The sequence below is a fragment of the Streptomyces sp. NPDC046985 genome (assembly GCF_040644415.1).
GTDB lineage: Bacteria > Actinomycetota > Actinomycetes > Streptomycetales > Streptomycetaceae > Streptomyces.
On record NZ_JBEYWK010000011.1, the window covers coordinates 210,462 to 233,581 of the forward strand.

Genomic DNA, 23,120 nt, shown 5'->3' on the forward strand with positions numbered 1-23,120 from the left:
GCCGCCCGCCGCCCCTCCGAGCCCCGAGGATCCGCATGACTGCCGCCGTACCCCAGACCGGGCGCCCCGGCCCGGACACCGACGACCGCCGGGCGGTGATCGGCAACCCCGTGCTCACCGGCTTCCACCCCGACCCGTCCTTCCTGCGGGTCGGCGCGGACTACTACCTCGCCACCTCCACCTTCGAATGGCTCCCCGGGGTGGCCCTCTACCACTCGCGCGACCTGGTGCACTGGGAGGCGCTCGGCGGTGCCCTGACCGAGGAGCGGCTGCTGGACCTGGTGGGCGTGCCCGACTCCGGCGGGGTGTGGGCCCCCTGCCTGTCGTACGCCGACGGCCTGTTCCACCTCGTCTACTCCGATGTGAAGAGCCTGGCCGGCGCGTACAAGGACGTCCACAACCACGTGGTCACCGCGCCCGGACCGACCGGGCCGTGGTCGGATCCGGTGGCCGTCGCCGGGCACGGCTTCGACCCGTCCCTCTTCCACGACACCGGACCGGACGGCGCCGGCCGCAGTTGGCTGCTCTGGCTGGAATGGGACCACCGTCCGGGCGCCAACCCGTTCGCCGGGATCCTGCTGCGGGAGTGGGACCGGGCCGCGCGCCGTCTGCGCGGGCCGGTGCACCGCATCTTCACCGGCACCGCGCTCGGCCGGACCGAGGGACCGCACCTCTACCGGCACGGAGGCTGGTACTACCTGGTCACCGCCGAGGGCGGCACCTCCTGGGAGCACGCCGTCACCGTGGCCCGCTCCCGGGAGATCACCGGCCCCTACGTCCCCGACCCCGCCGGTCCCCTGCTGACGTCCTTCGGCGACGACCGGCTGCGTCTACAGAAGGCCGGCCACGGCAGCCTCGTGGAGACCCCCGACGGCGACTGGTACCTGGCCCATCTGACGGCCCGTCCGCTGACCCCGCGCGGCGCCTGCGTGCTGGGCCGGGAGACCGCGCTCCAGCGCGTGCACTGGACGGCGGACGGCTGGCCGCGCGTCACCGGGGACGCGGGGCCCGGCCGTCCCGCGGGACGGGTGCCCGCTCCCCCGGGCCCGCCCGCGCCCCCGGGCACGCTCGGGGCGCCGTCCGCGACCGGCACGCCGCCGCGGCGGCACGCGGGCGCCCTGGGCCCGGAGTGGATGACGCTGCGCCGCTACCCCGAGCCCGGCTGGATGACCGCCGCCGACGACGCGGGCGGGATGCGGCTGCGCGGCGGCGAGTCGCTGTCGTCCCGGCACCGGCAGAGCCTGGTCGCCCGGCGCCAGCAGCACACCCGGTTCCGCTTCGAGGCCGCCGTCTCCTTCGCGCCGCGCTCGCCGCAGCAGATGGCCGGCGTCGTGCACTTCTACAACACCCGCCTGTGGCACTACGCGCACCTCACCCGCGACGAACGGCACGGCCGCGTCCTGCGGCTGGCCGTGTGCGACCGCGGCCGATACGGCGAGCCGGCCGCCGCGGTCGCGGTGCCCGGCGAGGGCCCGCTCCGGCTGCGGCTCACCGGGCGGGGACGCGAGGCCGCGTTCGCCTGGTGGGACGCGGACCCGGGGAGTTGGCGGCAGCTCGGGCCGGTGCTCGACGCCAGCCGCCTGTCCGACGAGTACGCCACGGTCGGCGACGACGACGGCCACTTCAGCAGTTGGGGCTTCACGGGCGCCTTCGTCGGCGTGTGCGCGCAGGATCTGACCGGCGCCGCGCTCACCGCGGACTTCACCTCCCTGGACTACCGGGGCACGGACGAGGCGGCGCCGTGAGCGGCGCGGCGCAACGGCGGGCAGGGGGCCGCAAGGGGCCGCGCGGGCCCGGCCGTAGGCTGACCGGGGACACGCGGTCGGTCCGGACGGACGGCCGCCGGGGCGACGCGCGGGCGGACGGGACGAGGGAGTCGGGCGGCGCATGAGCACACACCCGGGAGGCAAGGTGACGATCGGCGCCATCGCCGCCGAGGCCGGCGTCTCCCCCGCCACCGTGTCCAAGGTCCTCAACGGGCGCAGCGACGTCTCCGCGGCCACCCGTGAGCGCGTCCAGCAGATCATGGCCCGGCGCCACTACCAGCGCCGCGGGGCCCGCCGGCGGGGCGGCATCGTCGACCTGGTCCTCAACGAGCTGGACAGCCTCTGGTCGATCGAGATCATCCGGGGCGCCGAGGAGGCGCTGCGCGGGGCCGGAGTGAGCATGGTGCTGTCCGCGGTGCACGGCAGCGGCGCGGGGACCAGCGCGTGGCTGGACCAGCTCGCGGCCCGCCGCTCCGACGGCGCGGTCCTCGTCGTGTCCGACCTCAATCTGCGCCAGCGCACCCGGCTGACGTCGCTGGGCGTGCCGTTCGTGCTCGTGGACCCGGTGGGCACCGTCGAGGCCGGGGTGCCCACCATCGGCGCCACCAACTGGGCCGGCGCGGTCGCCGCCACCGAGCATCTCATCGGGCTCGGCCACCGCCGGATCGCCCATCTCGCCGGTCCCCGGCAGCTCCTGTGCAGCCGGGCCCGCGCCGACGGGTTCCGCGCCGCCATGGAGGGGGCCGCTCTGGAGGTTCCGGAGGGCGCGGTGCGGCACGGGGAGTTCAACGACCCCTCCGGACACGCGGAGACCACGGCCCTGCTGGACGAGGCCGAGCGAAGCGGACGGCCGCTGCCGACGGCCCTGTTCGCCGCCAGCGACCTCCAGGCGTTCGGCGCGTACGCCGCGCTGCGCGGTCGCGGTCTGCGGGTGCCGCACGACATCAGCGTCGTCGGCTTCGACGACGTTCCCGTCACCCGCTGGAGCGACCCTTCCCTCACCACCGTGCGCCAGCCGCTCCAGGCCATGGCGGCGATGGCCGCGCGGACCCTGCTACGGCTGATCGACGGGGAGGACGTCGACCTGCCCCGGGTCGAGCTGGCCACCCAGCTCGTCGTCCGGGACAGCACCGCGCCGCCGCGCCGGGACGGCTGAGCCCTCCGGCGCCGTCTCCCGCTCGGCGCGGTCCGGGAGCGGCCGCAGCTCGTCAATGCCGTCGTCGGCGGCGAAGGCGGTGACGAGCAGGAACAGGGCGGTCGCGTACGTCGCCATCACCGCGACCGCGCGCCCGGGGAAGTCGAGCCGCGCCGCGCCCAGCCCGACCAGCAGGTCGGAGGCGAGGAACACCAGCCCTCCGCAGGCGGCCCGGCGCCCCAGCGCCCAGGCGGTCAGGGCCATGGTGAGCAGAGCGAGGGCGTAGACGGCCACCGCGAGGCCCAGCCACGGGCCGAGCGAGGGCGCCAGGACGGCGACGGCGGCCGCCCACGCGACGAGGTACCCGGTGCTCAGCAGGCGGCGGGAGCGCAGGCGCCGCAGGGCGCCCGCGCGCAGGAACTCCGCGCTCCAGCAGATCTGCGCGCCGAGGAAGAGAGCGAGTCCGGCGGCGAAGGCGGCCGCGCCGGGCGCCAGCAGCGCCGCGTCCCCGGCGGCGGCGAGCCCGAGCCCGGCGAGGGCGAAGGGGCGCCGGGCGCCGGTCCGCCGCCACAGGTGCAGGGCGAGCACCGGGGCCAGCAGCGGTTTGACGAGCCATTCCAGGGGCCGCAGGTCCGCCGCCACGGCGGCGACGTCGACGGCGGCCAGCACGGCGAAGGCCGTCAGCGGCGGCGGCGCGCTGGGTCGGCGGGCCATGTCAGCCCTCCGTCCGCGGCGACCAGCCGGGCGGCCCGAACAGGTAGCCGGCCCGGTCGCGCCAGCGCCGCGCCGCGCGGACGTCGCGCCAGGCCGCCGCGTACTCGTGGAAGGCGACCCGCAGCGGATTGTAGCTGTCGATGTTCTTCGTCAGGCCGTACACCACCCGCTCGCCCTCGGGTTCGAAGGTGCCGAAGAGCCGGTCCCAGACGATGAGAACGCCCCCGTAATTGCGGTCCAGGTAGACCTTGTTCGACGCGTGGTGGACGCGGTGGTGGGAGGGGGTGTTGAAGACGAACTCCACCGGCCGCCACAGCCGGTCGACCCGCTCGGTGTGCAGGAAGAACTGGTAGACGAGGCTGACGGACTGCTGGAGCAGGATCATCCAAGGCGGGATGCCGAGCAGGGCGAGGGGCAGCCAGAACGGCAGGGTCGTCATCGGCGTCCAGCTCTGCCGCAGCGCGGTGGAGAGGTTGAAGCGGACGCTGGAGTGGTGGACCACGTGGCTGGCCCACAGCACGCGCACCCGGTGGTGCGCGCGGTGGAAGGCGTAGTACGCCAGGTCGTCGGCGAAGAACAGCAGCGCCCACGTCCACCCGGAGCCGGGCGACAGCCGCCAGGGCGCGACGGTGAACAGGGCCGCGTACGCCACGACCGCCACGAGCTTCCACGGCAGTCCGACGACCTGGCTGCCGGCGCCCATCGACATGCTGGTGACGGTGTCGCGCACTTCGTAGCCGCGTTCGTCGTCGTCCGGGAGGAAGCGGAAGGAGAGCGCCTCGACGACGACCAGGAGCACGAACGCCGGTATCGCGTAGACCACGGCGGGAATCACGTCAGCACACCGCCTTCCGGTCGGGCGCGGGCACGCTGCGGGACAGCAGCTCGCGCGCCAGCCGCTCGGCGGCCCCGGCCTCCCGTGCGCAGATGTGCCCGGCGAGCCGCACATGGGCCTCGACGTCGAGGAGTTCGGCGGTGCGCAGGTCGGCGGGGACCTCGGCGACCGGGATCGCCCCGCCTGCCAGGCTGTTGAACGCCAGCAGGTAGGCGAGGTTTCCGGAGCCCTCCACGATCAGCCGCCACCAGGCGAGGTCGGCCGCGCCCCGGTCGGTCAGGTCGGGGCCGCTCCGCGCGTACCGGCCCGCGGTGCGGACGATCCGCGCCGCGGTGTCCGCGGAGCAGCGCAGTGCGCACAGCCGGGCCGCGTCGGCGCCGAGGGAGGCCCGCATCTCCAGCGCGTCGCGGGCGAGTTCGTCCGTGGAGGGACCGGCGCCGGCCGCGGCGATGCCCATGGCGAGGTCCAGTCCCGCGGTGCGCCGCCAGTCCAGGACCAGGGTGCGGCCGCCGTGGCTGACCTCGACGAGCCGCGCCTGCTGGAGCCGTTTGACGGCCTCGCGGACGGCGTGCCGGTTCACCCCGGCCTCGGCCGCGAGGTCGCGTTCGGCGGTGAGCGCGGAGCCGGGCGCCAGTTCCCCGCCGAGGATCCTGTCCCGCAACTGGGCGAAGAGCTGGTCGGAGACCGCCTCCCGCCGGATGTGCCGCTGTGTCATGGCGATCAGAGTGGACCGCGCCGGACGACTGGTCAACTGGTTGGACCAGACGAACTCGCGGCGGACCGGCGGAGTATGGGGCGCACACGGGTCCGGGCGCCGGTGAGGCGCCCGGACGGGTGGGATCGGTTCAGTCGGATCGACCGGATCGACCGGACAGTCGGACCAGTCGGCCCAGTCGGCTCGGTCGGTCCGGTCGGTCCGGTCGGATCAGTTCAGCGCGAACTTCTGGGCGGCCGAGCCGTTGCAGTCCCAGATCTGAAGCCGGGCGCCGTTCGCGGTAGCCCCGTTGGGCGAGTCCAGGCAGCGCCCCGACTGCGGGTTGCGCAGCGAGCCGTCGGCCTGCTGCTGCCATTTCTGGCCGCCCACGCCGTTGCAGTCCCACAACTCGACCTGGGCGCCGTTCGCCGTCCCGTTGCCCACGACGTCCAGGCAGCGGCCCAGCGTGGAGAGCGAACCGTCGGAGCGGTGGTACCAGTGCTGGTCCAGCGCCCACGACTGGCAGTCCCAGAGCTGGACGGCCGTGCCGTTGACGCCGCTGTCGTCGGCGGCCACGTCGACGCACTTGCCGCCGGGGCCGCCGATCGTGCCGCCGCCGTTCACGGAGAACTTCTGCGCGGCGGCGCCGTTGCAGTCCCAGATCTGAAGCCGAGTGCCGTTCGCGGTGGCCCCGTTGGGCGAGTCCAGGCAGCGCCCCGACTGCGGGTTGCGCAGCGAGCCGTCGGCCTGCTGCACCCACTTCTGGCCGCCCACGCCGTTGCAGTCCCACAACTCGACCAGGGCGCCGTTCGCCGTCCCGTTGTGCTCGATGTCCAGGCACCGGCCGAGCGTGGAGAGCGAGCCGTCGGGGTTGTGCGTCCAGTGCTGGTCCTCGGCGTAGTTCTGGCAGTCCCAGAGCTGGACGGCCGTGCCGTTGACGCCGGTGTCGTCGGCGGCCGCGTCGACGCACTTGCCGCCGGGGCCGGTGATCGTGCCCTGCGGCCCGTTGGGGACGTCCGTCTCACCGGAGTATCCGGCGGAGACGATGTTCGCCTGCACCGCGTTCTCGGCGGCGTCGCTCGGGTAGCCGGCGACCATCACGCCCTCGAAGAACGTGCCCCGGTTCCAGTTGCTGTTGTCGCCGCCGGTGCCGAGGATGATGCCGCCCTCCTGCTGCATCGGCCGGTAGCCGCCGCGGGTGGGCAGTCCGCCGTCCCACCAGGTCGACAGGGCGCCGGAGCGGGAGTCGCCGCCCTTGAGGGCGTAGCGGGTCTGGCCGTCGTTCTTGAGCACGGCCGTCACGAAGGGCGTGTTGTTGCCGCGGTTGGCGGTGTTGGAGCCGTTGTCGCCCTGGAACATGCCGTTCTCCATGTCGGCCTCGATCCAGGGCCCGGAGCCGGTGCACGGTGCGAAGAAGCACGTGGTCGCGATGCTCACCGCGTCCATGTGGCCGTTGCCCGTGTCGGCCGGGGTGCGCTCGGCGTTGCCGTAGTCGAAGCAGCAGTCGGCTCCGACGTGGGTGCCGCTGGCCACCATGTAGGCGCCTTCCGGCTGGCCGTTGACCGCGACGCCGGAGGCGACGCCGGTGTACCGGTAGCCGACGCCGGGCGAGACCCACACGCCGTACACCTTGTGGCCGCCTGCGGTGACGGCGATCTCGCTGGCGTCGGCCCCGCGGTCGGCGCCCATGCCGGAGGTTCCGGCGGGTCCCGGGGTGAGGTCGTTGTGCCGCGAGGTCTGGTCGTAGATCTTGCTGATGCGGCAGGAGGTGTTCGCGCAGAACGTGTCCTGCTGCGCCGCGTTGGCGTAACCGCCCGCCGACAGCAGCCCGATGTCGGCCCTCGCCCCGTCCGAGGCGCGGGTGACCTGGTAGAGGGGCCCGTTGTACGAGGAGAGCAGGGCGCGCGTGGTGCTGTGCGCGGCGACGCACGGGGTGCCCGCGCCGCCGTAGATGTCGCACGGCAGGGAGCCTGCCGCCTGCGACGCGGTGGGGAGGCCGAGGAGGGCCGCGAGGGCCAGCCCGAGGGCCGACACGGCGACGCCGAGGGCGCGCGCCAGTCGGCGCACTCTCCCGGAACCGCTTCCTAAAGCCGAACGTGCGGACTGTCTAGGCATGTATATGACACCTGCGCTTCCCCGGTCGGGTACGGGACGAGTGCGTCACGGGCGTGTCGACGCCGCGGTGGGATCGGCCCGGAACCTACGCAGGTTGTTCGAACGCGTCAATATTTGTGTCTTTTTCTTTGAAGTTGCTTGCCGCCTTCGGCTCGCAGAGCGCACGATGCTCTCGCACAGCCGCCGGGCGGCAGGCGGCGGGCCGGGGCATGCGGAAAAGCGCCGTCGCGACGGGGGCGCTGGGCCGTGGAAGGCCGTGCGCGCCCCGGTCGTGATCCGGCGCTGCTCACCGGTCCCGGCTCGACGGCCGCGACCGGAGGTCGCTCACTGCCCCGAGTCGCTGGAGTCGAGGTGGGCGGAGACGACCACGTTGTCCTCGTAGTTCTGGGCGGCCCGGTCGAAGGTGCCGCCGCAGGTGATCAGCCGCAGTTCCGGCGTGGAGGTGTCGGAGTAGACCTGGTCGTCGGGGAAGTCCGTCTTGCTGTAGGTGTCCACGGTGTCGACCTTGAAGTGGGCGACGATGCCGTCCGCCCGGGTGATGTTCACCGTGTCGCCCTGCTTGAGCGAGTCGAGCTCGACGAAGACCGCGGGACCTGTCGTAGTGTCCAGGTGGCCGACGACGATCGACGCTCCGCGCTCACCGGGCGAGGCGCCGCCCTTGAACCATCCGACGAGGTTGGTGTCGTCGGCCGGCGGAGCGGTCAGGTGCCCCGTCGAGTCGAGCGAGAGTCCGGTGAAGGGCGCGTCCACGCCGATGTCCGGGATCGTGAGGCGCTTGGGTTCCGAGCGGGGCAGGGACCCGTCGTCGGGCTTGGCGGCGGCGGACGGCGGCGCTGAAGACGCCGAAGCCGTTGACGACGCCGAGGCCGCCGAGGACGCTGAGGACTTCGAAGGCGTGGAAGAGGTGGGTGAGGTGCGTGAAGCCGGGACGGTGACCGCGGGCCGGGGCGGTAGCCCGGTGCTGGCTACGGGGCTGCCGAGAGACTGGTGGATGAGCACGAGTCCCAGCCCGACCGCTGCCGCGGGCCACAGGATGCGGAGCCGGCCACGGCGTGGGGCGGGCTCGGTTCCGCACTGCTCCGTCTGAGGCGGTTGCTGAGAGGCCATGGGCGATGCCTTTCATGAAGAGATGATGCCGGCCATGGGCGGCGCAGAGGCCGCCGCTTCCGCGGCCTGCGTGGTCCTCGTGGAGGGGACGCAGGCCGCGACAGCAGAGCAATGCTCAACAGGAACCGGTTCAGGCCGCGGAAGTGCCCGATGTCTGGCGGCGGCGCAGCATGTACGCCCCCGCGCCGAGGCCGCCGAGCACCAGCGCGGCCCCGAGGCCCATCGTGTCGGGGGACTGAGCCAGGCCGCCGCCACCGGCGTGGACGCCGCCGTGCGGCTTGCCCTCGCCACGGCCGCCGCGCTCGCCCTCGCCGCCGCGGCCGCCGCCGTACTCCTGACCGCCCTTGTCGCCGCGGTCGCCGCCGTGCTCCTGACCTCCCTTGTCGCCGCCGTGCCCCTTTCCGCCCTTGTCGCCGCGGTCGCCGCCGCGGTCCTCGCCGGAGTCGCCGCCGTTCGAGATCATCGCCAGGGCGCCGCCGCCGGCGTGCACGCCGCCGTGCGGCTTGCCACCGTGCTCGTGACGGCGCTCGCCGCCCTTGCCGCCGTGGCCCTCGTCGTCCTCGTCGTCGCCGCCCTTGCCGCCGTGCTCGTCGTCGCCGCCCTTGCCGCCGTGCTCCTCGCCTCCGCCCTTGCCCCCGTGGCCCTCGCCGCCGTTGCCGCCGCCGTTGCCGCCGCCGCCGTTGCCGCCGTTGCCTTCCCCGCCCTTGCCGCCGTTGCCGCCGTTGCCCTCTCCTCCCTTGTCGCCGTTGCCGCCGTTGCCGCCGTTGCCGCCGTTCCCTTCGCCGCCCTTGCCGCCGTTGCTCTCGCCTCCCTTGTCGCTGTTTCCTTCGCCGCCCTTGTCGCTCTTGGCCTCGGCGCCCTCGTCGCCGGAGTCGTCGCTGTTGTCGTCGGAGTCGCCGCTGCGCGGGGCCAGGCCCAGGGCCAGGGCGCCGCCGCCGGCGTGCACGCCGCCGTGCGGCTTACGGCCCTTCTCGCCGTACTCCTCGCCGCCCCGGCCGCCGTGCTCGTCGCCGCCGCGCTCCTCGCCGCCCCGGCCGCCGTGCTCGTCGCCGCCGCGCTCGTCGCCGCCCTCGCCGCCGTAGCCGTTGCCGCCCTTGCCGCCGTGGCCGTTGCCGCCCTTGCCGCCGTTGCCCCCACCGTTGCCGCCGCCGTTGCCCCCGCCGTTGCCGACGTCGCCGCCGAGCGGGGTCATCGCCAGGGCGCCGCCACCGGCGTGCACGCCGCCGCGGGGCTTGCCGCCCCACTCGCCCTTCTCGCCGCCGCGGCCCTTGCCGCCGTGCTCGTCGCCGCGGTCGTCGCCGCCCTTGCCGCCGCGGTCGTCGCCGCCCTTGCCGCCGTAGTTGTCGCCGCCCTTCTCACCGTGGCCCTTGCCGCCGTTGTCCTCGCCGTTGCCGTGAGAGTCGCCGCCACTTGCCGAGAAGGTGTGGACGGTGTCGCTCTTCGCCTGCAGGAGCTCGATCACGCCCGAGGCGCCCGCGACGGGAGCGGACATCGCCACCGCCGTGGTGATCGCCGCGGAGACGAACAGAGTACGGGTGATGCGCATGGGAATTTCCTTCCGTCGCGACTGCGCGAGCAGGCACTACGCCCACTCATTCGGGGATCACAGGTGCGACGTGATCACCTTCATCGGAATCCGCGGCGCGCACCATTTGAGGCGCGTATTCGGACTACTGACGGTCTTTCCATTCGGCCGGTGGGGGGACGTCGGGGGCCTCTCCCGGCGTGGCGGGCCCGCACACGGCGCGGGGGCGTCCACGCCCTCCGGCGCCTCGTGCGACTCGGCCGGACGCCCAGCGGTCCCTGCGGCTGACGGATGCTCTGGAACACCGGGCGCCCTCCGCGCGTCTCGACGTGTGACGCATCGCCATAAAAGTCGTTGACCTCGACAGTTGACGGCTTCTGGCAGCCCCTCACCGTCGGCGTGCTCGCCGTCCGATCCGGGCGGATCGGCGTCCGGCGGCGGCCCGCGCGCACCCCGTCCGGCGTACGCGCGGGCGCCCCGCGGCCACCGCGGGGACGGGTCGCGAGCGGCGTCCCGGCGGGGGCCCCGGGCGGTCGTGAACCGATCGCCGACGACATGTCACCCGTCCGCCGACGCCGACGCCCTCCCCGGCCGCCGCGCGTCCGTGCGTCGCGCCCGGACACGGCGTGCGGTCATCCGCCGTCCGGGGCGCCGTCCGGGCCCGCCGTGTGATCGGGGCGCCCGGCGGTGCGGCGCCGCTCCTTCAGCTCCGCCTCGTACAGATGGTCCCTGCCGTCGGCCAGCTCCCGGCGGGCCTGCGCCTCGGTGTCCTTGAACGGCTCGTAGTACGTCGCGTTGTACGCCTCGACGAGCTGGAAGGTCCAGTGACCGGGGATCACGTCGCGCCCCACGATCTCCCGCTGCACGCGGTCGGCCCACTCGGGGTGGCCGGCCTCCCGCAGCAGCCGCACGGCGCGGTCGAGTTCGAAGTCCGCGCCGCCGGTGAGCTGGTGAAAGGCGTACAGGTGGCCGCGGGCGCGTTCGGTCGTCTCCAGGGCCTTCGACAGGGCGCCCAGGGCCTCGACCGTGCGGTCCGAGACACCGGGCGGTCGCTGGTGGGCCGGGTCGGGGCCGTCGTGGTGTGCAGTCATGTGAAGACCCATCACCCGGTTGCGGCGGTTCAGCACTCCCCCGCCCCGACCGCGGTCCGAACGAGGTAACGCGCGGGTGTCCGCCCGGCGGACACCCGTGTCACCCGGTTACCGGACGAGGGCCGGGCGCCTATGCTTCTCGGCGGTGCGGCTGCCGGGGCAGGTGCTCCTCTTCGGCCCCCGGGCCGCCGCGTCGACCGCCTGTCCGTCGTACGCCCTGCCCGGAGGTCAGTGTGAGTCGCGCCATCCTGCGGTCCTCCCCTCTCCGCACGGCCGCCGCCGTGCTGGCCGCGCTCGCCGCCCTGGGGGCCGCCGCCCCCGGCGCCGCCTCGGCGCCCGGCGCGCTCCCGGCCTCCGGCGCCGCAGGCGCCGGATCCGCGCGGCCGGCGCCGCTGCGGGTGGCGCCGTTGCGGGTGGCCACCTACAACATCCACGCGGGCGCCGGCGAGGACGGCGTCTTCGACCTCGACCGCACCGCCGGGGCGATCCGGTCCCTGCACGCCGACGTGATCGGCTTGCAGGAGGTCGACGTGCACTGGGCCGCCCGCAGCGGTTTCTCCGACGAGGCCCGCGCACTGGCCGCGCGGCTGCGCATGCGGGTGTTCTTCGCCCCGATATACGACCTGCCGCCCGCCGCCGGGAGCGGACCGCGGCGCCAGTTCGGCGTCGCCGTGCTGAGCCGGTATCCGCTGGTCCACGCGGAGAACCACGAGATCACCCGGCTCTCGACCCAGACGCCCGACCCCGTTCCGGCCCCGGCGCCCGGCTTCGCCGAGGCGACGGTTCTGGTCCGGGGGGCCCGCGTGCACGTCTACTGCACGCATCTGGACTACCGCCCCGATCCGTCGGTGCGGCGGGCCCAGGTGGACGACATGCTTGCCGTCCTCGCCGAGGACGCCGGGCCGAAGGTGCTGGTCGGCGACTTCAACGCCGATCCGGGCGCCCCCGAGCTGGCGAGGCTGTGGGGCCCGCTGTCCGACGCAGCCCCGCACGGCGGGGCGACCTATCCGGCGGCGAGTCCGGCCGAACGCATCGACGTGGTGGCCGTCTCCCCCGAGGTCGCCGTCACCGGCGTGGACGTGCCCGACACCACGGCTTCCGACCACCGGCCGGTCGTCGCTGAGCTGCGGCTCCCGTCCCACGGCCGCTGACAGCTCTCGCGGGAGCCGTCGACCGGGGAAGGCGGCGGCCCCCGCGCTCCAGGACCGGTCGGCCCGACGGCGGCCTCCCGCTCCGGGACCGGCCCGCCCCACGGCGGCCCCGAGCTTCGGGACCGGCGGCCCCGGGCTCGGGGACCGGCGGCCTCGCGCGCCCGGCGCCGCCCGTCCCGCGTGGTCCGAGTCGCCCGCGGGTGCGAGGCTGGGGTGGAGAGGTGTCCGAGGAGGGGTGCCGGGAGAGTCGGAGGGCCGCCGATGGGACGCGACGTCCCGGCGAGGGTCTTCACCCGCGAGGACCGCCGCCGGTACCGGATCAAGATGCAGCAGTGCCTCGACGCGTTCGCCGTGATGCTGCGCGAGTCGCGGTTCGAGTCCGAGCGGCCCCAGGTGGGACTGGAGATCGAGCTGAACCTCGGCGACGGCGACGCGGAACCGGCCATGCGCAACGTGGACGTGCTCCAGGCCATCGCGGACCCCGCCTGGGCCACCGAGCTGGGCCGGTTCAACCTGGAGATCAACATTCCGCCGCGCCGGCTCACTGCGGGCGGCCCCGACGCCTGGGAGTCGGAGATCCGGGCCGCGCTGAACCACGCGGAGGACCGCGCGGGCACGGTCGGCGCCCACCTGATCATGATCGGCATCCTGCCCACCCTGCGCCAGGAGGACGTGGGCGCCGCCGCGCTGTCGGAGAACCCGCGCTACCGGCTGCTCAACGACCAGGTCTTCGCCGCGCGAGGAGAGGATCTGCGGATCGACGTGGACGGCGTGGACCGGCTGCGGACGTACGCGGACACCATCACTCCGGAGGCCGCCTGCACCAGCACCCAGTTCCATCTCCAGGTCTCCCCGGAGGAGTTCGCCGGGTACTGGAACGCCGCGCAGGCCATCGCCGGGGTCCAGGTCGCGCTGGCGGCCAACTCGCCCTTCCTGTTCGGCAAGGAGCTGTGGCACGAGACCCGCGTCCCGCTGTTCGAGCAGACCACCGACACCCGGCCGGAGGAGATCAAGGTGCAAGGGGTGCGGCCCCGGGTGTGGTTCGGCGAGGGGTGGATCAACAGCGTCTTCGACCTCTTCGAGGAGAACGTGCGGTACTTCCCCGCGCTGCTGCCACTGTGCGAGGAGCAGGATCCGCTGGAGACGCTGGACCGCGGCGACATCCCCGAGCTGGCCGAACTCACCCTGCACAACGGCACCATCTACCGCTGGAACCGCCCGGTCTACGCCATCTCGCACGACAAGCCCCATCTCCGGGTGGAGAACCGCGTGCTGCCCGCCGGGCCGACCGTCGCCGACACCCTCGCCAACGGCGCCTTCTACTACGGGCTGACCCGCGCCCTGGTGGAGGAGGAGCGGCCCGTGTGGTCGCGGATGTCCTTCGCCGCCGCCGAGGAGAACCTGCACACCGCCGCGCGGCACGGCATCGAGGCGCGTCTGTACTGGCCCGGCGTGGGCGAGGCGCCGGCGGCCGAACTGGTGCTGCGGCGCCTGCTGCCGCTGGCGCACCAGGGTCTGGAGCGCTCGGGCATGGACGAGGCCTGGCGGGAGCCGCTGCTGGGGATCATCGAGCAGCGCTGCGTGGCGGCCCGCAACGGCGCCGTGTGGCAGAAGGAGATGTTCCACCGCATCGACGCCGCCACCCGCGCGGGACGGCACGAGTCGCTGCGCCGCATGACCCAGCTCTACGTGGACTACATGCACCTCAACGCCCCGGTCCACACCTGGCCGGTCGACTGAGGCGGGCGGGTCGGCGCAGGCGACTGCCGTGTGGCCGTCGCCTCCGCCGTTCCGCGTCCGGCGCCGTGCCGGGCCGCGCGCCGAGCGGTCAGAACCGGGGCGTGGGCGCCTTGCTCCGCACCATCTCCGCGGCCTCCTCGGCGGTGGCCACGGCGGGCGGGGAGCCGTCCAGGGGGCGGCGTGCCGTCTCCTTCATGCACGCCACGGCGATCACGCCGACGAGCGCGGCGCCCATGACGTAGTAGGCGGGCATCAGCTCGCTGCCGGTGACCGAGATCAGCGCGGTGATCACGAGGGGCGTCGTCCCGCCGAAGAGCGAGGTGGCGACGTTGTAGCCGATGGACAGGGACCCGTAGCGCACCTGGGTCGGGAACAGGGCCGGCAGCGCCGCCGACATCGTGCCGAGCAGGCACACCAGGGACAGGCCGAGCAGCACCATGCCCGCGGAGACCGCCCATACGCCGCCCTGGCCGACCAGCAGCAACGACGGGAGCGACAGCAGGAGGAAGCCCAGCATGCCGGCCATGAGGACGGGCTTGCGGCCGATCCGGTCGGACAGCTTGCCCACCTGGTTGATCACCAGCATCAGCAGGACCATGGTGGCGATGAGGATCAGCAGGCCGTGCGTCTCGGAGTACCCCATGTCGTCCGACAGGTAGGTCGGCATGTACGACAGGAGCATGTAGTCGGTGATGTTGTAGGCGCCGACCAGGCAGACGCACAGCACGAGGGTCGGCCAGTAGTCGCGGAAGATCTTCGCCAGGTCGCCCTTGGCGGTGCTCTCCACGGCGGACGCCGCCTCCGGGGCGCGGTGCGCGGAGGCGTTCTCCAGCTTCTGGAAGGCGGGCGTCTCGTCCAGCCTCAGCCGCAGGTACAGGCCGACCAGACCGATGGGGCCCGCCACCAGGAACGGCACCCGCCAGCCCCACGACTCCATGCCGCCGTCGCCCAGCACCGAGGCCAGGATCGTCACCAGCCCAGACGCGCCGACGTAACCGGCCAGGGTGCCCAGCTCCAGGAAGCTCCCGAAGAAGCCGCGGCGCCGGTCGGGCGCGTACTCGGCGATGAAGGTGGACGCGCCTCCGTACTCGCCGCCCGTGGAGAAGCCCTGCACCAGCCGGAAGAGGATCAGCAGCGTCGGCGCCCAGAAGCCGATGGCGGCGTAGGAGGGGATCAGACCGATGGCGAAGGTGCCGACCGCCATCATGATCATGGTGACGGCGAGGATCTTCTTGCGGCCGATCTTGTCGCCCATCGGACCGAACACCATGCCGCCCAGCGGACGCACCAGGAAGGACACCGCGAAGGTCGCGAACGACGACAGCAACTGCACGGTGGCGTTCCCGGACGGGAAGAAGACGTGCCCGAGGGTGACCGCCAGATAGCTGTAGACGCCGAAGTCGAACCACTCCATGGCGTTGCCGAGGGAGGCGGCGTTGACCGCCCGTCGCACCGCCGCCTCGTCGGTGACGGTGATGTCAGTGCGCCGCAGCGGGGGGTTCCGTCGCCGCTGGACGGCCCGGAACAGCGTGCGATGGCGCCTGACGGCGTGCGGATCGGCGTCAGCCGCCCGCGCGCCCTCCTCGTTCACTGCCATATCTCCAGGGCTCCTCTCTGCCGGGTGCACGGTCGCGCAGGAGGGCGCCTGCTCATTCGTGGCGACGGCAAACGGAACGGCCTGCGAGAGCGACGTACGCCACGTGGGGAGACGGCGCCCGCCCGGCGTCCCGGGCGCGGGCGGGGGAACGGACGGGCGGATCGTGCGTATCGGCGTATCGGGCGACTCAGGCGGCCGCGCGTCAGGCGGAGTCCCGGAGCACCAGCTCGGTCGGCAGGACGACGTGCCGCCACGCCCCGCTGGCGTGCCCCAGCTCCTCCAGGAGCAGCCGGACCATGGCCCGCCCGATCTCCGTGACCGGCTGGCGCACCGTGGTGAGCTGCGGATCGGTGTGCTGGGCCAGCAGGAAGTCGTCGAACCCGATCACCGCGACGTCCTCGGGCACCCGCCGGCCCGAGGCGCGCAGGACGTGCAGGGCCCCGGCGGCCATGGTGTCCGAGGCCGCGAACACCGCGTCGATCTCCGGGTGGCGGCGCAGCAGCCCGGCCATCGCCCGGCGCCCGCTCTCCTCGCTGAAGTCGCCCTCGGCGACCCAGGACGGCCCGCTCCGGCGGCCCGCCCGGCGCAGGGCCTCCTCGTATCCGCGCAGCCGGCACCGGGCGACGTACATGTCGAGCGGTCCGGTGATGGCGGCGACGGCGGTCCGGCCGCGGGCGAGCAGGTGGCCGACGGCGTCGCGCGCGCCGCCCACGTTGTCGGCGTCCACGTAGGAGACGCGCTCGTCGCCGCGACGGCGGCCCAGCAGGACGGTGGGCAGTCTGAGTCCGGCGAGCATGTCGGGCAGCGGATCGCCGCCGTGCAGGGACATCAGCAGCACGCCGTCGATCCGCCCGGCGCGCGCGTACTCCACGAAGCGGCGCCGCTCGGCGTCGGTGCGCACCAGGGTGAGCAGCAACTGGATGTCCGTGCCTGCCAGGGCGTCGCTCACCGCGCAGACGATCTCGGAGAAGAACGGCTCGCCGAACCGCCGCCAGTCCGTCTCGGTCATCGCCAGCGCCACCGCGTCCGCGCGGCGTGCCGCGAGCGAGCGGGCCGCCTGGTTGGGGACGTAGCCCAGTTCCGTGATCGCCCGCTCCACCGCGCGGCGGGTGGAGTCCTTGACGCCCACGGCGTTGTTGATGACCCGGGAGACGGTTCCCCGCCCCACCCCCGCGAGCGCGGCCACTTCTTCGAGCCTCGGCGTGCCGGAGCGCTGCTTGGCCACGATCGCATACCCCCTCGGTGACGACCTGATCCTAAGGGCGGGGGCGGCGCCGGGCGTCCGACGAGCGCGAGCGGGGGCGCGGGGGCGTGAGCAGGGACGCCGGGGCACGAGCGGGACGGCGCGGGGCGCGGGTCAGCGCGCGGAGGCCGCCGCGACGGCGGCGCGCGCCGCCTTCTCCACCCGGGAGACGCCGTCGCCCATCGTGGCGTTGCCGTCCGAGAGCACCGCCACGAGGTAGTGGCGACCGCCCTTCGAGACGCGGCCGACGCTGTTGACGTCCCAGAGGCCGGTCGTGGTGCGCTGGAGCCAGCCGTTCTTCAGCTCCCAGGACGAGCCGGCGGCCGCCGAGACGCCCCAGGACTGCTCGTCGGCGATCCGGCTCATCAGCGAGCGGATGTAGGCCCTGGACCTCTCCCCCAGCGCCGGCGCGCCCGCCGGGCCGGCGCCGTGGTCGAAGACCGCCCGCAGGAGCCGGATCTGGTCGCTCGCGGTGGTCCGGGTGAGTCCCCAGGCGGGTCCGGGGCCGCCCTGGGTGGTGATCAGGCCGAGGCGCTTGTTCGCGGCCTGGAGACCGGGGGCTCGGCCGATCTCCCGCCAGAGGGCGTTCGCCGCCGCGTTGTCGCTGTGCCGGATCATCGGCTCCGCCTGGGCGCGCTCCTGGGGCGTGAGGCGCCGGCCGGCGTCCTGGGCCTGGAGCAGCAGCGTCGCGAGGATGTCGACCTTGATGATGCTGGCGGTGTCGTAGTGGGCGTCCGCGCCGTGCACCGTGGGGACGCGGCCCGTGCCGTCGAGGTCGAGGACGGCGGCGGTCACGCGGGGCTGGGCCTTCGGCCCGGTCCGGGGCGGGGTCGCGGCCGGATCGGCGGGTGCGGCGGCCGCGGGCGGTGCGTGCAGGGCGCCGAGGGAGACGAGGGCGGTCACGGCGGACAGCAGGACGACGACGGCGCGCGGGCCACGGCGTCCGGCCGCGGTCCGCGCGGGCGCAGCGGGGCAGGGGTGCGACATGGGCAGAGTGGCCTTACCGGGGAAGTCGTTGCGGGGCACTGCTCAGCGAACGTAGACAAAAGGCGGCGCGTGCGACGTGGCCGCCGTCACGGAAGTCCGCTTTTACCGCGAAATGTGAGCAGTCCCACAGGCGTCGCCGCGCCGGGATCCCGGGCGCCCGGCGGGGGTGTCACTCGGCGGCGCCGCCCACCTGGAGGTCGACGCGGCAGGCGCCCGCGTCGCCCAGCGTCACCTCGGCGGAGACCGGCGGGCGCCCGGTGGCGACGACCGTGTAGCCGCCTGGGGGCACGTCCGGCAGGGCGTACGTCCCGTCCGCCGCGGTGCGGACGGACGCCACCGTCTCGCCCCGCGCGTTCAGCAGGGTGACGCGGGCGTCGGGCACCGGTCGGCCGGTGGGCTCGTGGCGGACCGTGCCGCGCACGCCGCCCGCGCCCGCCAGCGTGACGTCGGCCGGGACCGGCCCGCTCCCGGCGGTGATCCGCACGGCGCGGGGCTGGTGCCCCTCGGCCGACGCGATCAGCGTGTACGCGCCGGGTTCCGGCTCGACGAGCGCGTAGCCGCCGTCCGGCGCGGACCGGGCGAGGCCCCGCTGGCGGCCGTGCCGGTCGACGAGGGTGAGGGTGGCGCGGGCGAGCGGCGCCCCGGTCGCGTCGCGCACCCGGCCGCGCAGCATCCGGCCCGGCCCGGCGGCGCCGGGCGCGGACCGCGCAGCCTCCTCCTGCGGCCGCTCCTGCCCCGGCCGCTCCTCCTGCCGCGCGGGCGGCGTGGCGCCGTCGGCCGCGGGCGGCGCCGCCGCGCTCGTCTCGGTGGCCGGGGACAGCAGGCCGGGCGCGGCGCCGCGGCGGTCGCGGACCAGGGAGGCGGCCGCCGCCGCCAGCGACATGGCGATGGCCAGGGAGAAGACCACGACCAGACCGTCGTGGAAGGGCTGCGCGATCAGGTGCGGGAAGTACTCGCGGCCGGTGAGGTGGGCTTGGCCGGACGGCGACAGGCGGGCGAGGATGTCCGGCCCCAGCAGATGCTGGATCGGGTTGTAGCCGAGGAAGGCGGCGAAAAGGACGCCCACCGGGGGCAGGCCCGCCACGGCGTGCGCGGCGTGCGCCGGGACGCCCTGCGCGGTGAGACCGGAGCTGAGCGTGTCCGGCAGGGTCCGGGAGAGTCCGGCCACCATGAGGGAGAAGAACACGCCCATGGACAGCACCATGCCCGCGTTCTGGAAGGTGGCGCGCATGCCGGAGGCGGCGCCGCGGGCGTCGGGCGGCACGCTCGACATGATGATCGACGTGTTCGGTGCCGCGAACAGGCCGCCGCCGAGCCCGTTGAGCAGGATGAGCAGGGCGAACACCCGGTAGTCGAAGTCGCTGGGCAGCACGAGCAGCCCGGCGAACGACAGCGCCATCACCACGAACCCGGCGGCGGCGAACAGCCGTGCGCCGAACCGGTCGGACAGCGCCCCGGAGACGGGACCGGCGAGCAGGAAGCCGACGGTGAGCGGCAGCATGTAGACGCCCGCCCACAGCGGGGTGTCGGCGTAGTCGTAGCCGTGCAGCGGCAGCCAGATGCCCTGGAGCCAGATGATCAGCATGAACTGAAGGCCGCCACGGGCCACGGCGCCGAGCAGGGTGGCCGCGCTGCCGCCCGCGAAGGCCGCGTCGCGGAACAGGCGCAGCGGGAACATCGGCTCGGCGACCTTGCTCTCGATCAGGCAGAAGGCGGCGAGCGTCGCCAGGCCGCCGATCAGTCCGGCCAGCACCCAAGGGCTGGCCCAGCCCATGGTGTGGCCGCCGTAGGGCTGGATGCCGTAGGTGATGCCCGCGAGCAGCGCGGTCAGCCCGACGGCGAACGTGACGTTGCCCCACCAGTCCATACGGCCGGGGCGGCGGACGCCGGTCTCGCGCAGCGAGGTGTAGCCCCACAGGGTGCCGATCAGTCCGATGGGCACGTTGACCCAGAAGACGGAGCGCCAGTTCCAGGTGACCAGCACGCCGCCGAGGACCAGGCCGAGGAACGACCCGGCGATGCCGGCCACCATGTTGACGCCGAGCGCCATCCCGCGCTGCCGGGCGGGGAAGGCGTCGGTGAGGATGGCCGCGGAGTTGGCCATGAGCATCGAGCCGCCCACCGCCTGCACGATGCGCCAGCCGATCAGCCACAGCGCGCCCGCGCCGCCGTGGAAGGGGTCCAGGGAGAGGACGACGGAGGTGAGCGTGAAGATGAGGAACCCGGCGTTGTAGATGCGGACGCGCCCCATCATGTCGCCGAGCCGGCCGAGGGCGACCACCAGGACCGCGGTGACGAGCATGTAGCCCATCAGCATCCACAGCAGGTAGCTGACGTTGGCGGGACGGAGCGGGTCGAGCCGGATGCCGGTGAAGATGCCGGGCAGCGAGATCAGCACGATGGAGCTGTTGATCGTGGCGAGCAGCATGCCCACCGTCGTGTTGGTCAGCGCCACCCACTTGTAGCGGGGGTGGTCCGCCCCGATCATCCTGCGCCTGGCGTGCTGCCCGGCGTCCGGCGCCCGGTCGGTCCGCTCGGTGGTCATCGCCGGCTCTCCTCGGGGTCGGGACGGGACGCGGGTCGCGGCGCCCGGGGGCCGTCGAGCGTGCGCCGCACGAGGGGCCGCACGGTCTGGACCGCGGCCGCCAGCGCCCGCAGGTCCTCGGCGGGCAGGGCGGCCAGCAGGTCGGCGAGCCGGGTGTCCCGGGCCCGCCTGCGCTCGGCGAGCAGGTCGCGCCCGGCGCCGGTGACGGCGACGAGGCTGACGCGTCCGTCGCCCGGGTCGTCGACGCGCCGCACCAGCTTCTGGCGCTCCAGGCGCTGCACGAGCTGGGTCATCGAGGGCTGGGCGACGCCTTCCGCGACGGCCAGCGCGGTGAGCCGGGCCGGGCCCTCGCGTTCCAGGCGGCCCAGGGTGGAGGCCGCGGTGAAGCTCAGGTCCCGCCGGTCCGCGACCGCGCGGACGACGGCGGCGGCCGTCTCGGCCAGGGCCCGCGCGGCCTCCAGCGCCAGCGGGTCGTCTCCGCGGTCGGTGTGAGTCACGTCTCAAGTATCACGGCGCCTATATAGGCGGCCTATGAAAATCAGGTGAGAAAGCGGCCCGTCGCCCTGGGGCGAGGGGCGTACGCGTCGGGGCCGGCCGCCGCTCGGACGCGACGGCCGGCCCCGGCGGGACGGTCAGACCAGGTCGTACCGGTCCAGGTTCATGACCTTGACCCACGCGTCGACGAAGTCCCGTACGAACTTCTCCGTCGCGTCGTCGCTCGCGTACACCTCGGCGAGCGCGCGCAGCTCGGAGTTCGAGCCGAAGACGAGGTCGGCGCGGGTGCCGGTCCACTTGACCGCGCCCGTGGCGTCACGGCCCTCGAAGACGCTCTGGTCGCCGGACGTCGACTTCCAGGTGACGCCGAGGTCGAGGAGGTTGACGAAGAAGTCGTTCGTCAGCTTCCCCGGGGTCTCGGTCAGCACGCCGTGCGAGGACTGCGCGTGGTTCGCGCCGAGGACGCGGAGGCCGCCGACGAGGGCCGTCATCTCGGGGGCGCTCAGGGTGAGCAGGTTGGCCCGGTCCAGGAGCAGGTGCTCGGCGGGCAGCCGGTTGCCCTTCCCGGCGTAGTTCCGGAAGCCGTCCGCCGAGGGTTCGAGCGCGGCGAAGGAGTCGGCGTCGGTGTGCTCCTCGGTGGCGTCGACGCGGCCCGGAGTGAACGGGACCTCAACGTCGTGCCCGGCGTCCTTGGCGGCCTTCTCGACGGCGGCGGCGCCGCCGAGGACGATCAGGTCGGCCAGGGAGACCTTCTTGGCGCCGGAGTCGAACTCGCGCTGGACGCCCTCCAGGGTGCGCAGCACCGCGGCGAGCTGGTCGGGGTCGTTGGCCTCCCAGCCGCGCTGCGGCTCCAGGCGGACGCGGGCGCCGTTGGCGCCGCCGCGCTTGTCGCTGCCGCGGAACGTCGAGGCCGACGCCCAGGCGGCGGAGACGAGCTGGGAGACGCTCAGACCGGAGTCGAGCAGCTTCTGCTTGAGCGTGGCGACGTCGGCGGCGTCGAGGGGCTCGCCCTGGGCCTCGGGCAGCGGGTCCTGCCACAGCAGGGTCTCCTGCGGCACCTCCGGGCCGAGGTACAGGGACTTCGGGCCCATGTCGCGGTGGGTCAGCTTGTACCAGGCGCGGGCGAAGGCGTCCGCGAACTCCTGCGGGTTCTCGTGGAAGCGGCGGGAGATCGGCTCGTAGACCGGGTCGAAGCGCAGCGCCAGGTCAGTGGTGAGCATCGACGGGGCGATCTTCTTGGAGGCGTCGTGGGCGTGCGGGACGGTGCCCTCGCCCGCGCCGTCCTTCGGCCTCCACTGGTGGGCGTCGGCGGGGCTCTTGGTCAGCTCCCACTCGTAGCCGAAGAGGTTGTCGAAGAAGGTGTTGCTCCACTGGGTGGGCGTGCTGGTCCAGGTGACCTCCAGGCCGGAGGTGATGGCGTCCGCGCCCTTGCCCGTGCCGTAGGTGTTGTTCCAGCCGAGGCCCTGCTCCTCGAAGCTCGCGGCCTCCGGGTCGTCGCCCACGTGGTCGGCGGGGCCGGCGCCGTGGGTCTTGCCGAAGGTGTGGCCGCCGGCGATCAGCGCGACCGTCTCCTCGTCGTTCATCGCCATGCGGCGGAACGTCTCGCGGATGTCGCGGGCGGCGGCGAGCGGGTCGGGCGTGCCGTTCGGGCCCTCGGGGTTGACGTAGATCAGGCCCATCTGCACGGCGCCGAGCGGGCTCTCCAGATCGCGGTCGCCGGTGTAGCGCTCGTCGCCGAGCCAGGCGGTCTCCGGGCCCCAGTAGACGTCCTCCTCCGGCTCCCACACGTCCTTGCGGCCGCCGCCGAAGCCGAAGGTCTCGAAGCCCATCGTCTCCAGGGCGACGTTGCCGGTGAGGATCATCAGGTCGGCCCAAGACAGGCTCTGGCCGTACTTCTTCTTCACCGGCCACAGCAGGCGGCGGGCCTTGTCGAGGTTGACGTTGTCCGGCCAACTGTTGAGCGGGGCGAAGCGCTGCTGGCCGGCGCCGGCGCCGCCGCGGCCGTCGCTGATGCGGTAGGTGCCCGCGCTGTGCCAGGCCATGCGGATCATCAGCGGGCCGTAGTGGCCGAAGTCCGCCGGCCACCAGTCCTGCGAGGTGGTCAGCACCTCGGCGATGTCACGCTTCACGGCGGCGAGGTCGAGGCTCTCGAACGCCTCGGCGTAGTCGAAGTCCTCGCCGAGCGGGTTGGACACGGCGGGGTTCTTGGCGAGGATCTTCACGTTGAGCCGCTCCGGCCACCACTGGCGGTTGCCGCCGCCCTGGGTCGGATGCGGCGCGCGGCTGTGCGCGACCGGGCAGCCGCCGCTCTCCTCCGGCTTGGGGTCGGTGACGATTGCGTCGTGGTTCTCGGACATGCGCATCCTTCCGTACGGGATGG

General features: G+C 74.0%; 17 protein-coding genes and 1 pseudogene. 4 read left to right on the forward strand and 14 right to left on the reverse strand.

What is annotated here, in order from left to right; all coding sequences use genetic code 11:
* Positions 1–35 precede the first annotated feature (35 nt).
* Together ABZ861_RS16735 and ABZ861_RS16740 are read left to right on the forward strand one after the other, a co-directional pair.
* A complete protein-coding gene (locus ABZ861_RS16735) occupies positions 36–1,745 on the forward strand; it encodes a glycoside hydrolase family 43 protein (RefSeq protein ID WP_361630354.1) in 1,710 nt (569 codons plus the stop codon).
* A gap of 142 nt (positions 1,746–1,887) precedes the next feature.
* Complete coding sequence (locus ABZ861_RS16740) at positions 1,888–2,922, forward strand: substrate-binding domain-containing protein (RefSeq protein WP_361630357.1); 1,035 nt, start codon at positions 1,888–1,890, stop codon at positions 2,920–2,922.
* On the opposite strand, the gene ABZ861_RS16745 is transcribed toward ABZ861_RS16740, so the two are convergent.
* The 7 genes from ABZ861_RS16745 to ABZ861_RS16775 all read right to left on the reverse strand — a co-directional run bounded on the left by ABZ861_RS16745 (position 2,821) and on the right by ABZ861_RS16775 (position 10,982).
* Positions 2,821–3,615: a lysoplasmalogenase family protein gene (locus ABZ861_RS16745; RefSeq protein WP_361630360.1), complete on the reverse strand. Its 795-nt coding sequence runs from the start codon at positions 3,613–3,615 to the stop codon at positions 2,821–2,823. The two genes, ABZ861_RS16740 and ABZ861_RS16745, sit on opposite strands and share 102 nt — an antisense overlap.
* A gap of 1 nt (position 3,616) precedes the next feature.
* A complete protein-coding gene (locus tag ABZ861_RS16750) occupies positions 3,617–4,450 on the reverse strand; it encodes a sterol desaturase family protein (protein ID WP_361630363.1) in 834 nt (277 codons plus the stop codon).
* 1 nt (position 4,451) lies between these two features.
* Positions 4,452–5,165, reverse strand: a complete 714-nt coding sequence (locus tag ABZ861_RS16755; protein ID WP_361630366.1) for a GntR family transcriptional regulator — start codon at positions 5,163–5,165, stop codon at positions 4,452–4,454.
* Between the two features lie 210 nt (positions 5,166–5,375).
* Positions 5,376–7,211 carry an arabinofuranosidase catalytic domain-containing protein gene (locus ABZ861_RS16760; protein WP_361630369.1) on the reverse strand — a complete coding sequence of 612 codons (1,836 nt, stop codon included), beginning with the start codon at positions 7,209–7,211 and terminating at the stop codon, positions 5,376–5,378.
* Between the two features lie 372 nt (positions 7,212–7,583).
* The gene (locus ABZ861_RS16765; protein WP_361630372.1) at positions 7,584–8,366 is read right to left on the reverse strand and encodes a class F sortase; all 783 of its coding nucleotides are present in this window, start codon (positions 8,364–8,366) and stop codon (positions 7,584–7,586) included.
* 130 nt (positions 8,367–8,496) lie between these two features.
* Positions 8,497–9,912 carry a hypothetical protein gene (locus ABZ861_RS16770; RefSeq protein ID WP_361630375.1) on the reverse strand — a complete coding sequence of 472 codons (1,416 nt, stop codon included), beginning with the start codon at positions 9,910–9,912 and terminating at the stop codon, positions 8,497–8,499.
* Positions 9,913–10,523: 611 nt separating this feature from the next.
* The gene (locus ABZ861_RS16775) at positions 10,524–10,982 is read right to left on the reverse strand and encodes a hypothetical protein (RefSeq protein ID WP_361630378.1); all 459 of its coding nucleotides are present in this window, start codon (positions 10,980–10,982) and stop codon (positions 10,524–10,526) included.
* Positions 10,983–11,215: 233 nt separating this feature from the next.
* Here ABZ861_RS16775 and ABZ861_RS16780 point away from each other — a divergent pair, with 233 nt between their 5' ends.
* Together ABZ861_RS16780 and ABZ861_RS16785 are read left to right on the forward strand one after the other, a co-directional pair.
* Positions 11,216–12,133 carry an endonuclease/exonuclease/phosphatase family protein gene (locus ABZ861_RS16780; RefSeq protein ID WP_361630381.1) on the forward strand — a complete coding sequence of 306 codons (918 nt, stop codon included), beginning with the start codon at positions 11,216–11,218 and terminating at the stop codon, positions 12,131–12,133.
* Between the two features lie 261 nt (positions 12,134–12,394).
* On the forward strand, positions 12,395–13,873 hold the full coding sequence (locus ABZ861_RS16785; RefSeq protein ID WP_361630384.1) for a glutamate-cysteine ligase family protein: 1,479 nt from the start codon (positions 12,395–12,397) through the stop codon (positions 13,871–13,873).
* Positions 13,874–13,961: 88 nt separating this feature from the next.
* Here ABZ861_RS16785 and proP read toward each other — a convergent pair whose 3' ends face one another.
* From proP to katG, 7 genes and pseudogenes are all read right to left on the reverse strand, one after another.
* Positions 13,962–15,470, reverse strand: a complete 1,509-nt coding sequence (gene proP, locus ABZ861_RS16790; protein WP_361630387.1) for a glycine betaine/L-proline transporter ProP — start codon at positions 15,468–15,470, stop codon at positions 13,962–13,964.
* A gap of 202 nt (positions 15,471–15,672) precedes the next feature.
* The gene (locus ABZ861_RS16795; protein ID WP_361630390.1) at positions 15,673–16,695 is read right to left on the reverse strand and encodes a LacI family DNA-binding transcriptional regulator; all 1,023 of its coding nucleotides are present in this window, start codon (positions 16,693–16,695) and stop codon (positions 15,673–15,675) included.
* Between the two features lie 132 nt (positions 16,696–16,827).
* On the reverse strand, positions 16,828–17,700 hold the full coding sequence (locus tag ABZ861_RS16800; RefSeq protein WP_361630392.1) for a serine hydrolase: 873 nt from the start codon (positions 17,698–17,700) through the stop codon (positions 16,828–16,830).
* A gap of 169 nt (positions 17,701–17,869) precedes the next feature.
* The gene (locus tag ABZ861_RS16805) at positions 17,870–18,373 is read right to left on the reverse strand and encodes a carboxypeptidase-like regulatory domain-containing protein (RefSeq protein WP_361630460.1); all 504 of its coding nucleotides are present in this window, start codon (positions 18,371–18,373) and stop codon (positions 17,870–17,872) included.
* A gap of 174 nt (positions 18,374–18,547) precedes the next feature.
* Positions 18,548–20,188, reverse strand: a pseudogene (locus ABZ861_RS16810) (MFS transporter); the annotation flags it as partial.
* Between the two features lie 53 nt (positions 20,189–20,241).
* A complete protein-coding gene (locus ABZ861_RS16815; RefSeq protein ID WP_361630463.1) occupies positions 20,242–20,688 on the reverse strand; it encodes a MarR family transcriptional regulator in 447 nt (148 codons plus the stop codon).
* A gap of 189 nt (positions 20,689–20,877) precedes the next feature.
* Positions 20,878–23,097: a catalase/peroxidase HPI gene (katG, locus tag ABZ861_RS16820; protein ID WP_361630395.1), complete on the reverse strand. Its 2,220-nt coding sequence runs from the start codon at positions 23,095–23,097 to the stop codon at positions 20,878–20,880.
* Positions 23,098–23,120: the final 23 nt, after the last annotated feature.

Coding starts and splice junctions, on each gene's coding strand:
- proP (WP_361630387.1), bottom strand. CDS start 15,470: ATGGCAGTGAACGAGGAGGGCGCGCGGGCGGCTGACGCCGATCCGCAC.
- ABZ861_RS16745 (WP_361630360.1), bottom strand. CDS start 3,615: ATGGCCCGCCGACCCAGCGCGCCGCCGCCGCTGACGGCCTTCGCCGTG.
- katG (WP_361630395.1), bottom strand. CDS start 23,097: ATGTCCGAGAACCACGACGCAATCGTCACCGACCCCAAGCCGGAGGAG.
- ABZ861_RS16770 (WP_361630375.1), bottom strand. CDS start 9,912: ATGCGCATCACCCGTACTCTGTTCGTCTCCGCGGCGATCACCACGGCG.
- ABZ861_RS16800 (WP_361630392.1), bottom strand. CDS start 17,700: ATGTCGCACCCCTGCCCCGCTGCGCCCGCGCGGACCGCGGCCGGACGC.
- ABZ861_RS16775 (WP_361630378.1), bottom strand. CDS start 10,982: ATGACTGCACACCACGACGGCCCCGACCCGGCCCACCAGCGACCGCCC.
- ABZ861_RS16755 (WP_361630366.1), bottom strand. CDS start 5,165: ATGACACAGCGGCACATCCGGCGGGAGGCGGTCTCCGACCAGCTCTTC.
- ABZ861_RS16765 (WP_361630372.1), bottom strand. CDS start 8,366: ATGGCCTCTCAGCAACCGCCTCAGACGGAGCAGTGCGGAACCGAGCCC.
- ABZ861_RS16785 (WP_361630384.1), top strand. CDS start 12,395: ATGGGACGCGACGTCCCGGCGAGGGTCTTCACCCGCGAGGACCGCCGC.
- ABZ861_RS16735 (WP_361630354.1), top strand. CDS start 36: ATGACTGCCGCCGTACCCCAGACCGGGCGCCCCGGCCCGGACACCGAC.
- ABZ861_RS16805 (WP_361630460.1), bottom strand. CDS start 18,373: ATGCTGCGCGGCCGGGTGCGCGACGCGACCGGGGCGCCGCTCGCCCGC.
- ABZ861_RS16740 (WP_361630357.1), top strand. CDS start 1,888: ATGAGCACACACCCGGGAGGCAAGGTGACGATCGGCGCCATCGCCGCC.